This window comes from Cryobacterium sp. LW097 (assembly GCF_002205495.2).
Classification (GTDB): Bacteria; Actinomycetota; Actinomycetes; order Actinomycetales; family Microbacteriaceae; genus Cryobacterium; species Cryobacterium zongtaii.
In genome coordinates this window covers 2,886,492-2,896,613 of sequence record NZ_CP021992.1, presented here as the reverse complement: position 1 = coordinate 2,896,613, position 10,122 = coordinate 2,886,492, and the positions used below count along the sequence as shown (strand labels likewise).

Below are 10,122 nucleotides of genomic sequence, written 5' to 3'. Positions count from 1 at the left end.
GCGCAACTCATGGGGCTGTGTTAGACGTTCAGGCGCCAATCGTCGGCGTCGGCGCCGACCTCGTCAGACTCGAGGTCTTCGTCGTCGTCGCCTTCCTGCACCTCGATCGGCGTGGTGGGCGGGTCGATGACGGTGGCCTCGTCGCGGCGGTGACGCAGCACATCCTGAACGTACGAGGTGACGGCCTCGGCCAGCGGGATGTCCCGGTTCGCGTTCTGCGCCATATACCAGCGGTGGTCCAGCAGCTGGTGGAACACCTCGGCGGGCTCGAGCTTGCCCTTGAGCTCACGCGGGATGGCGCGCACGACGGGCTCGAAGACCCGCACCAGCCACTCGTGCGCCATCATCTCCTCGTCGGCATCGGGGTTGCCGTAGGCGACCCCGTAGGAGTCGAGGTCGTTGAGCAGGCGGCGGGCCTGGTTCTCCTCGGCGTCGAGGCCGGTCAGGCGCAGCAGCCGGCGCTGGTGGTGGCCGGCGTCGACGACCTTGGGCTGGATGCGCACAGTCGTGCCGTTCTCGTCGGTCTTGATCGCGAGTTCCTCGATGTCGAAACCGAGGTGGTTGAGGCGTTCCACGCGCTCGGTGATGCGCCAGCGCTCGCTGCTGGCGAAGGACTCGGATCCGGTGAGTTCCTTCCACAGCAGCCGGTAGGCCGCGACGATGCCGTTGCTCACGTTCACAGGGTCGAGCTCGTCGGCCACGCGGCCGCCGGCCTCGAGGTCCATCAGTTCGCCGGCGATGTTCACCCGAGCGATTTCGAGGTCGTTCTCGCGCTGCCCGTTCGACAGGCCGCCGGGGTAGAGCTGCCCGGTCTCGGCGTCGACGAGGTAGGCCGCGAACGCCCCGGCGTCCCGGCGGAAGAGGGTGTTGGACAGCGACACGTCACCCCAGAACAGGCCAACCATGTGCACGCGCACCAGCAGCAGGGCGAGGGCATCGACGAGGCGGGTGGCCGTATCCGGGCGCAGGGCCTGGGAGTACAGCGCCCGGTAGGGCAGCGAGAACTTGAGGTGCCGGGTCACCAGCACCGAGTTGAGCGGGTCACCGTCTTCGTCGGTGCGGTTGGTGATCACCGCGAGCGGTTCGACGCAGGGAATCTCCAGGCTCTGCAGGGTGCGGAGCATCTCGTACTCCCGCTTGGCCATCTCACTGGTGGTCTCCTTGATGGCCACGACACGGCCACTGAGGTGGGCGAAGCGCACCAGGTGCCGGGAGAGGCCCTTGGGCAGCGAGGCGATGTTTTCGTTCGGCCAGGCATCCAGCGGAACGTTCCAGGGGAGATCGAGCAGGGCCGGATCGGCCGTGGCGGAGGTGATGTTGAGAGAACCGCTCATGAGGAGCCTAACTATCGAAAAGGCCCGTCAGGGCCGCAAGCCGCCCCGGCCGGAATCGGCACGAAGACGAGGAAAAGGCGCCGGGGAACCCGGGCGCCGATATGACAAACTCGACCGCCGAAACTGCCGGCGGTCGAGTTTGTCGATCAGTGCTTAGTCGGTGACGGCGCCGCCGAGACGGAGACCGGACTCTGCGTTGAACACGTGCAGGTGGTTCGGCGTCGTGGTCAGGTAGACGGTGTCGCCGGCCGACGGGTGCGAACGGCCATCGACGCGGGCGACGATGTCGGTGCGCTTGCCCTCGACGGTGGAGTGGCCGTACAGGTAACCGTCGGCGCCGAGCTCCTCGACCAGGTCGACGTCAACTGCGAGGCCTTCGCCCATCGTGGTTGACAGCTGGATGTCCTCGGGGCGCACTCCGATGGTGACCTTGGGGCCGTTGGCTCCGGACAGCGTCTCGCGGGATACGGGGACCGTCGCGGTGCCGAACTTGATGCCGCCGTCGACGGCGTCGGCCAGGAACAGGTTCATGGCCGGGCTGCCGATGAAGCCGGCAACGAAGACGTTGTTCGGCTTGGCGTACAGGTCGCGCGGGGTGCCGACCTGCTGCAGGACGCCATCCTTGAGTACAGCGATGCGGTCACCCATGGTGAGCGCCTCGGTCTGGTCGTGGGTGACGTAGACGGTGGTGACGCCCAGGCGACGCTGCAGCGACGCGATCTGGGTGCGGGTCTGCACGCGCAGCTTGGCGTCGAGGTTCGACAGCGGCTCGTCCATGAGGAACACCTGAGGCTGACGCACGATGGCGCGACCCATGGCAACACGCTGACGCTGGCCACCGGAGAGGGCCTTCGGCTTGCGGCTGAGGTAAGGCTCGAGGTCGAGCAGCTTGGCGGCCTCGAGAACGCGGGTGGCGCGCTCGTCCTTGTTGACGCCGGCGATCTTGAGCGCGAAGCCCATGTTCTCTGCGACGGTCATGTGCGGGTACAGGGCGTAGTTCTGGAAGACCATGGCGATGTCACGGTCCTTCGGGGGAACGTCGGTGACGTTGCGCTCGCCGATGAAGATGTCGCCGTCGTTGACCTCTTCGAGGCCGGCGAGCATGCGCAGCGAGGTGGACTTTCCACAGCCGGAGGGGCCGACCAGGACGAGGAACTCACCATCGGCGACCGACAGGTCGAGGTGATCGACCGCGGGGCGGGTGGAACCCGGGTACAGACGGGTGGCCTTGTCAAAGGTTACTGAAGCCATTATTTCGTTATTCTCCTTCACCGGCAGGTACGTGCCGGACGATCCGTTGTGATGGGATTTATGTCCGGCCGACGTAGCGCCAGCGCAAGACCTCTCTAGTATGGCATGCCCGGGATGGGTGACCGCTGAATTGATAGCTCACCGCGCGCCGGAGGGACTCGGTGAGCCCGCAGTGAGCCCGCTGTGAGCTGCCGGTTGGTTATTTCCCAGACTGGGGTCCTACTATTTGGAGTGCTACCGCGCACAACCGCGAGCGCACCCCCTCAACTCGGAGCGATCATCCATGACAACTGGCGGCCCAGGCGACCCCCGTCCCTCGAAGAATCAGCGACGCGACGCAGCGCGCACGAAGGCAGCACAGATTCGAGTCGAGCAGAAGAAGCGGGATCGCCGCAACCGGGTGTTCCTGCAGGGCGGTATCGCCCTGGCCGCCATCGCCGTCGTGACGGCCATCGTCCTGATCATCGTCAACTCCGTTCAGCCCGCCGGACCGGGCCCGCGCAACATGGCCAGTGACGGTCTCCTGGTCGGCGAGGGCCTGACCGCGGTGACCACCCCCGCGCTGCAGCCGGATGCCGAGCCGGTGCCGTCCACCCCGGACGCCACGGGGACCATCGCCGACATCCGCGTCTACGTCGACTACCTCTGCCCGTTCTGCGGCACCTTCGAGACCACCAACGCCGAGCAGATCTCTCAGTGGGTAGACTCCGGCGCCGCCACCGTCGAGATCCACCCGATCTCGATCCTGACCAGCAAGTCCGCCGGAACCCAGTACTCACTGCGTGCCGCGAACGCGGCCGCGTGCGTGGCGGATTCCGCGCCGGACGACTTCCTGGCGTTCAACTCGGCGCTCTTTGCGGCCCAGCCCGTCGAAGGCACCGCCGGTCTCAGTGACGACGAGATCAAGGCGATCGTGAAGAGCTCGGGTGTGTCGGAGAACATCACCGCAATCAACGAGTGCATCGACGAGACCACCTTCAAGTCCTGGGTTCTCGCCTCCACGGATCGGGCTCTGAGCGGACCGATCCCGAACTCGTCCTCCCTCGAAGCGATCACCGGAACCCCGACGGTGCTGGTGAACGGCAAGCAGTACGTCGGCGCCCTCGACGACGCCAAGGAGTTCGCGGCCTTCGTGCTGCAGGCCGCCAGCGAGGCGTACTCCACCGCGACGCCGACGCCCACTCCGACGCCGGCCGGGTAACCGGTCGTTTCCCGGGCCGGATGCCGCGCCGATGCACGATTGCGTCGGCATCCGGTCGCCGGGTGATTTAGGATGAATGCTCGAGGCAGTTCGATCGCCTCATGCCGGCCTGGCGCAATTGGTAGCGCACCACTCTTGTAAAGTGGGGGTTACGGGTTCAAGTCCCGTGGCCGGCCCCATCTTTTCGGCACTTCTCGACGGCACTGCCCGGGCTACGATGTCCGCGTGCCGGCCAGCCTCAGTGCCGGCGGAATCGAGGATTCCCATGTTCACCCTGCACATTGAACACTCCGTCGGGGACTACGACGCGTGGAAGCGGATGTTCGACTCTGATCCGCTCGGCCGCAAGACCGCCGGCGTCAGCAGCTTCCGGGTCATGCGCCCGGTCGACGACCGTTCGGCGGTCCGGATCGATCTTGACTTCGGCTCCCGCACCGATGCCGAGAAGATGAAGGTCGCGCTCGAGGAACTCTGGAAGGGTCCGGGGGCTGCTCTGATGCGCAATCCGCGCGCCCTGCTCACCGAGACCGTGGAGGACGTCGCCCTGTGACCGGATTCCGTCCGGACAGCGAGACCGTCGCCGACCCGACCCTGATCTCGGCAGCCGACGAGACGCACCTCGCCCGGGCCATCGACGTGGCTCGTCTGGCGCGCGCGAACGGGAATCACCCGTTCGGCGCCATCCTGGTGGCCCGTGACGGCACGATCATCGAGGGCCAGAACAGCGTGGTCACCGCGGGCGACCCGACCGGCCATGCCGAGACCAACCTCGTTCGCCTGGCCAGTGCCCGGCTCTCCAGGGACGACCTGCACGCGAGCACGCTCTATACGAGCACCGAACCGTGCGTGATGTGTTCCGGCGCCATCTACTGGGCCGGAATCGGCCGGGTCGCCTACGCGCTGCCCGAGCAGATGCTCGGCGAGATGGTGCCGGAACAAGGCGGCGAAGCGACGCTCGACCTGCCCTGCCGGGAGGTGTTCGCCCGCGGCGGCAACACCGTGATCGTCGCCGGCCCCGCCCTGATCGACGCAGCGGCCTCCGTGCACGCGGGATTCTGGGACGCCGCACCCTGATTGCGGGCAGGCCGGGTCAGACCGTCGACGGGCTGGCGGAGGGGAGCGCGCCGCTCAGCCGCCGGCCCGGCGGCTCGGGTAACCGGCCGGTGATCACGTGCGCGACGACCACCGCCACGATCACCAGCGGCATCACGGCATACGCGTCGCTGCTGAGCAACACCGTGGCCAGCAGCACACTGGTCAGCGGCAGGCGCAGCATCGACACGCACATGGCGCCGATGCCCACCCCCACCGCCGGCACCAGCGCCATGCCGGGCAGGTGCGAGGCCGCGATCCCCAAAGCGGCACCGACGAACATGGCCGGGAACACCGGACCGCCGCGGAACGCGCTCAGCGACAGGCCGTAGGCGAGCGCTTTGCACAGGATCAGCAGCCCGACGGCGCCGAGCGGCCAGGAGGCCCCGTCATTGATCAGCGACGGCAAGGCCGACTGGCCGGAGAAGAGCACTTCGCCGGTGTCCTCCCCGGTCACCTGCGCGAACAGCACGGCCAGGCCCGCGATCGCCAGGCCGAGCACCGGGGTCACCAGGAGCCGATGGGCGTGCACGTACGGGCGCACGATGCGGGCCAGGGCCCGGATGCCCCACGCCAACAGCGGGCAGGCGACCCCGATCCCCAGCGCCCAGAGGAACATGGCCGCGGTGGGGGTGGAAAACGACGGCAGGTCGGGGAGTGCGAGGGAGAACGTGCCCAGGCCGGTCCAGGAGTCCAGGCCCACGAAGACCAGGGAGCCGATGCCGGAGGCGAGCAGACCGGGCAGCAGGCCCACCCCTAGCATCGCGCCGGCCAGCCCGGATGCCTCCATCAAGAGGAAGGCGCCGAGCAGCGGCGAGCCGAGGAGGGTGCTCACCGCCGCGAAACTGCCCGCGGAGGCGACCACCGCCACGGCCGACGGCGGTGAGTCTTTCTTGATCAGCCGAATCGCCAGGGCGCCCAAACCGCCACCGAGCGCGATCAGCGGCGCCTCCGGACCGAGTACGGCGCCGAGAGCCAGGGTGGCCAGAGCAGCAAGCACCACTCCGGGCAGCTCCCGGGGTTGCGGGAAGCCGCCGGCCTTGAACCCTTCAGACGGCGGATGCCCGCTGGTGCCCGGCAGTCGCTGGATGCACAGACCCACCAACAGTCCTGACAGGGCCAACAGTGGAAACGGCCACCAGAGCGGAACGTCGGCGAAGCCCAGAACACCGGGCAGTCCGGTGAACAGGTACTCCTGCAGCCAGTCGACCAGCGCGAGGAAGCCGTAGGCGGCGATCGACACCGGCACCCCGATGAGCCCGGCCAGCAACAGGATGCGCAGGTAGCCGCGGGAGCGGATCACCGCCAGTGGGTCGGGCGATGGTTTCGCCGGCGCCGACGGGTCGGGGTGCGCGTCCATGTCGGGGTCCTCCTCGATAGGGTGCGGGCGTGCCGGCGTCCCAGTCCACGCTGGCCCGGACGAATCGACAACGCAAGGCCCCACGGACCCGGCCGGGGCGGGTTTGACCGGTCGCAGCATCCGGCCGCAAATGGGGGCTGGTCGGTCGAGCGCCCCGTTCACTAGGCTGACCGGCATGTATGCGCTGTTCTCCGCTGTGCTCCTGGTTCTCATCGTCGCCGCCCTCGTGGACATCATCACCCGGCAGGACGGCCAGGTGAAACACCTGCCCAAGGTCCTCTGGGTGCTGTTGGTGATCTTTCTCCCGGTGATCGGCAGCCTGCTCTGGTTCGCGATCGGCCGGGAGTATCCCGCCCCGGCCGCGCGGTCGAGCAGAAGCGCGCCGCGCAGCGGGCCCGCATCGGCCGGGGCATCCGCTGTGCTGCCCGCACGCCGGGTGTCGAGCACCGAGGAGGAACTGGCCGCTCTCGACCGCGAGATCGACTTCCACGCCGAACAGGCCCGCATCCGTCGTCTTGAGGCCGAGCTGGCCGAACGACGCCGGCTGGCGGAGGGGCGTGAGTCGTCGGTCTGACGCCGACCCGGCAACGGGCTACGCTTGGGTTTGTGGTTACAGACAACAAAACACCCCAGGATTCTGCTCGCTCCGAATTCGACAAGATGGTGGCGGGGGACTGGTACCGGTATCGCTCCGGTCCCGAACTCGCCGAGATGACGACGAGCACTCAACGCACCTGCCGGCAGATCACCGCGCTCTACGACGACGACCAGCCCGCGGCGCATGCGCTGTTCACTGAGCTGCTCGGCAGCGTGGGAGCGGGCGCGGACTTCCGGCCGCCGCTGTACCTGGACTACGGGTCCCGGCTGCACGTGGGCGCCAACACCTTCATCAATGCGGACTTCCTCGCTTTGGGCGGTGGCGAGATCACCATCGGCGCCAACGTGCTGGTCGGACCCAGCGCCCGCCTGTACACCCCGACTCACGCCGTGGACGTTGCGGAACGCCGCGCCGGCTTCGAGCGTGTCTCGCCGATCACCATCGAAGACGACGTCTGGCTGGGCGGCAACGTCGTGGTCTGCCCAGGCGTGACCATCGGCGCGGGCAGCATCATCGGCGCCGGCTCCGTCGTCACCAAGGACGTGCCGGCCGGGGTCATCGCCGCCGGCAACCCGGCCCGCGTGGTGCGCGAGATCGGGCCGGGCGACCGGGTCGGCCTGGGTGTGGCCTGACTTACGGCGCCGACCGGTAGCGTATGCGGGACCGCAGTACCCGTCGCGTCAGAGCCGCCCGAGGATATCCTGGCGCTTGGTTGCGTATTCGGCGTCGGACAACAGTCCCCTGGCATGCAACTGCTCCAGCTGCGCCAACCGGTCAGCGTGATCGCCCACCTGCCGACGGCGCGCCACGCGAATGGCCAAGAATACGATCGCGAGGGCGACCAGGACCATCGTGCTGAGCGCGCCCAGGATGATGAGCGCGTGCCAACCAGTCAGATTGCTGAGCATCAGTTCCCCCAATGCCGGACTTCCCGGCCGGTCGGGGGAAGTCTATCCGTGCCGGCCGGCCCCGGCCTGCTGACCTCGCAGGATCCCGCAGTGGGCGAGCGTACGCTGGAGCGATGACCCTCACGCCCCAGCACGCCCTGTCCACCGGATTCACCGCCCAGTCCACCGCGACCGAGGTGCTCGCGGGTGTCGACCTGAGCGGTAAGACGGCGATCGTCACCGGCGGCTACTCCGGCCTCGGCATCGAAACCGTCGCCGCTCTCGCCGCGGCCGGCGCCCAGGTGATCGTGCCGGCCCGGCGTCCGGAGGTGGCCCGGGCCGCCCTGGCTGCGCGCGGCCTGAACGCCGTGGAGGTCGAGGCCCTCGACCTGGCCGATCTGGTCAGCGTGCGCGCCTTCGCCGAACGATTCGTGGCCACCGGACGCAGCCTCGACATCCTGATCAACAACGCCGCCATCATGGCGTCCGCCGAGGCCAGGGTCGGAGACGGCTGGGAATCCCAGTTCGCCACCAACCACCTCGGCCACTACGTGCTCACCAACCTGCTCTGGCCCGCGCTTACGGCCGAGGGCGGCGCTCGGGTCGTTGCCCTCTCCTCGACGGGCCACAAGCTCAGCGGCATCCGCTTCGACGACCCCGACTTCAGCGCCGGCTACGACAAGTGGCAGGCGTACGGACAGGCGAAGACCGCCAACAGCCTCTTCGCGGTGCACCTGGATGCTCTCGGCGCCACCCGTGGCGTGCGCGCCTTCGCGGTGCACCCCGGCGGCATCATGACCGAGTTGCAGCGTCACCTGCCCCGGGAGGAGATGGTCGCCGCGGGTTGGATGACCGAGAATGGCACCGTCAATCCGGTGTTCAAATCACCGGAGCAGGGTGCCGCCACCTCCACCTGGGCGGCCACGTCGCCGATGCTCGACGGGATGGGCGGCGTTTACTGCGAAGACTGTGACATCGCCGAACCCACCGAGCCCGACAGCTCCACGGCCCGGATCAGCGGGGTCGAGTACCACGCTATCGATCCGGATGCGGCGGCCCGGCTCTGGGCGTTCTCGGCCGAGCTCACCGGAGTGAATGCCTTCGCCTGAACCCTGCACCGTACGGGGAACCGTTGCGGCTCCGGAACCCGAATCGTAGGTTGGAGACATGGCTCAGGACGGTTCTGGCAGTGCGGGTGCGGATGAGGCGGTCTGGCTGGCTCAGGGGATCCCTGCTCCAGCGCGGCGCGCGCTCGTGGCCGCCGGCATCCTGACCGTTGACGACCTGCGTGCGACGGACCTTGACGTCCTCGCCCGACTGCACGGGATGGGCCCGAAGGCGCTGGCGCGGCTGCGTCCGCTGCGCGAAGGCTGAGGTGCCCGGTGACCAAGCAACTGGTCCCGCGGCGGACAAGTGCACCCGGTATGCCGGGTGCACTTGTCCGCACGGGTAACAGTCGCGGCCGCGGAGGCCGGCGCCGGACTAGTCGACGGGGGTGAAGTTGAGCGAGATCGAGTTCATGCAGTACCGGTCTCCGGTGGGGGTGCCGAAACCATCGTCGAACACGTGGCCCAGGTGCGAACCGCACGCTGCGCAGCGCACCTCGGTGCGCACCACGCCGAGCGACCGGTCTTCGATGAGCTCCACGGCCTCTGGCCGCACGGACTCGTAGAAGCTCGGCCAGCCGCAGCCGGAGTCGAACTTCGTGCCGCTCTTGAACAGCTCGGCATTGCAGGCGCCGCAGGTGTAGACGCCCGAACGACCCTCGTCGAGGAGCTCACCGGTCCAGGCGCGTTCGGTGGCCGCCCCGCGCAACACGGCGTACTGCTCGGCGGTGAGCTCCGCCTTCCATTCGGCGTCAGACTTGGTGACCTCGTAGTCCATGGTGCGTCCTTTCGATCCAGTCTCGGCAGAGAACTGCCTCCAGCGTAAACTCGGCCGGGGTCCCCGGCATTCCCGCATGCGGCGCACCCGGTGATTCCCCAGCCGATTCCCACCCTCGACGCTAGCGGGTCCGTGTTGCGCGACAGGCGGGACCGGTCAGCGAAAACCCAGTCCGTGCCAAATAAGATGACGCGTATGGCGACCAGCGGGCACGACGAGAGCACGCGGGGCGCCGAGGGCTCCGTCGGGCTCAGCCCTCGTGACGAAAACCTGCTCGCGTTCGAGCGGCGACTGTGGTCACACCCCGGTGCCAAGGAACAGGCCATTCGCTCCGAATTCGGTCTGTCGGCCGCCCGGTACTATCAATTGTTGGGTGCCCTGCTCGACTCCCCGCTTGCCCTCGCCCACGATCCCATGCTGGTCAACCGACTGCAACGGATGCGTGACGCACGGTCGCAGGCGCGGTCGGCCCGAGCCATCCGCCCCATCGAGTAGGGAACCTCCTACCGTGTGTT

General features: G+C 68.2%; 13 protein-coding genes and 1 tRNA gene. 9 read left to right on the top strand and 5 right to left on the bottom strand.

Translation table 11 applies throughout. The features are described 5' to 3' along the window. Positions 1 to 20 precede the first annotated feature (20 nt). Both B7495_RS13575 and B7495_RS13570 read right to left on the bottom strand, forming a co-directional pair. Positions 21 to 1,334: a DUF4032 domain-containing protein gene (locus B7495_RS13575; RefSeq protein ID WP_088457050.1), complete on the bottom strand. Its 1,314-nt coding sequence runs from the start codon at positions 1,332 to 1,334 to the stop codon at positions 21 to 23. A gap of 153 nt (positions 1,335 to 1,487) precedes the next feature. Continuing rightward, positions 1,488 to 2,585 (bottom strand): ABC transporter ATP-binding protein, encoded by a 1,098-nt coding sequence (locus B7495_RS13570; protein ID WP_088457049.1) that lies wholly within the window; start codon positions 2,583 to 2,585, stop codon positions 1,488 to 1,490. Between the two features lie 283 nt (positions 2,586 to 2,868). Here B7495_RS13570 and B7495_RS13565 point away from each other — a divergent pair, with 283 nt between their 5' ends. The 4 genes from B7495_RS13565 to B7495_RS13550 all read left to right on the top strand — a co-directional run bounded on the left by B7495_RS13565 (position 2,869) and on the right by B7495_RS13550 (position 4,860). Continuing rightward, on the top strand, positions 2,869 to 3,786 hold the full coding sequence (locus B7495_RS13565; protein ID WP_088457048.1) for a thioredoxin domain-containing protein: 918 nt from the start codon (positions 2,869 to 2,871) through the stop codon (positions 3,784 to 3,786). 103 nt (positions 3,787 to 3,889) lie between these two features. Beyond that, positions 3,890 to 3,965 (top strand) — tRNA-Thr (locus B7495_RS13560). Positions 3,966 to 4,051: 86 nt separating this feature from the next. After that, positions 4,052 to 4,336: a hypothetical protein gene (locus tag B7495_RS13555; RefSeq protein ID WP_088457047.1), complete on the top strand. Its 285-nt coding sequence runs from the start codon at positions 4,052 to 4,054 to the stop codon at positions 4,334 to 4,336. Continuing rightward, positions 4,333 to 4,860 (top strand): nucleoside deaminase, encoded by a 528-nt coding sequence (locus B7495_RS13550; protein WP_240632254.1) that lies wholly within the window; start codon positions 4,333 to 4,335, stop codon positions 4,858 to 4,860. The genes B7495_RS13555 and B7495_RS13550 overlap by 4 nt, the downstream gene beginning before the upstream one ends. Positions 4,861 to 4,876: 16 nt before the next feature. Here B7495_RS13550 and B7495_RS13545 read toward each other — a convergent pair whose 3' ends face one another. Next, positions 4,877 to 6,238 carry a chloride channel protein gene (locus B7495_RS13545; RefSeq protein ID WP_088457046.1) on the bottom strand — a complete coding sequence of 454 codons (1,362 nt, stop codon included), beginning with the start codon at positions 6,236 to 6,238 and terminating at the stop codon, positions 4,877 to 4,879. Between the two features lie 175 nt (positions 6,239 to 6,413). On the opposite strand from B7495_RS13545, the gene B7495_RS13540 reads away from it, so the two are divergent. Both B7495_RS13540 and B7495_RS13535 read left to right on the top strand, forming a co-directional pair. Further along, complete coding sequence (locus B7495_RS13540) at positions 6,414 to 6,812, top strand: PLD nuclease N-terminal domain-containing protein (protein ID WP_088457045.1); 399 nt, start codon at positions 6,414 to 6,416, stop codon at positions 6,810 to 6,812. 32 nt (positions 6,813 to 6,844) lie between these two features. After that, positions 6,845 to 7,468 (top strand): sugar O-acetyltransferase, encoded by a 624-nt coding sequence (locus B7495_RS13535; RefSeq protein ID WP_240632253.1) that lies wholly within the window; start codon positions 6,845 to 6,847, stop codon positions 7,466 to 7,468. A 48-nt stretch (positions 7,469 to 7,516) separates the two neighbouring features. Here B7495_RS13535 and B7495_RS13530 read toward each other — a convergent pair whose 3' ends face one another. Continuing rightward, positions 7,517 to 7,744 carry an SHOCT domain-containing protein gene (locus B7495_RS13530; RefSeq protein WP_134408121.1) on the bottom strand — a complete coding sequence of 76 codons (228 nt, stop codon included), beginning with the start codon at positions 7,742 to 7,744 and terminating at the stop codon, positions 7,517 to 7,519. A 113-nt stretch (positions 7,745 to 7,857) separates the two neighbouring features. Here B7495_RS13530 and B7495_RS13525 point away from each other — a divergent pair, with 113 nt between their 5' ends. Both B7495_RS13525 and B7495_RS13520 read left to right on the top strand, forming a co-directional pair. After that, positions 7,858 to 8,832, top strand: coding sequence for an SDR family NAD(P)-dependent oxidoreductase (locus B7495_RS13525; protein WP_088457042.1), 975 nt, complete (start codon positions 7,858 to 7,860; stop codon positions 8,830 to 8,832). A gap of 58 nt (positions 8,833 to 8,890) precedes the next feature. After that, positions 8,891 to 9,097 carry a helix-hairpin-helix domain-containing protein gene (locus B7495_RS13520; protein WP_088457041.1) on the top strand — a complete coding sequence of 69 codons (207 nt, stop codon included), beginning with the start codon at positions 8,891 to 8,893 and terminating at the stop codon, positions 9,095 to 9,097. A 108-nt stretch (positions 9,098 to 9,205) separates the two neighbouring features. On the opposite strand, the gene msrB is transcribed toward B7495_RS13520, so the two are convergent. Beyond that, complete coding sequence (gene msrB / locus B7495_RS13515; RefSeq protein WP_088457040.1) at positions 9,206 to 9,607, bottom strand: peptide-methionine (R)-S-oxide reductase MsrB; 402 nt, start codon at positions 9,605 to 9,607, stop codon at positions 9,206 to 9,208. A gap of 195 nt (positions 9,608 to 9,802) precedes the next feature. On the opposite strand from msrB, the gene B7495_RS13510 reads away from it, so the two are divergent. Continuing rightward, positions 9,803 to 10,102 carry a DUF3263 domain-containing protein gene (locus tag B7495_RS13510; RefSeq protein WP_198415021.1) on the top strand — a complete coding sequence of 100 codons (300 nt, stop codon included), beginning with the start codon at positions 9,803 to 9,805 and terminating at the stop codon, positions 10,100 to 10,102. The last annotated feature ends 20 nt before the right edge of the window (positions 10,103 to 10,122 follow it).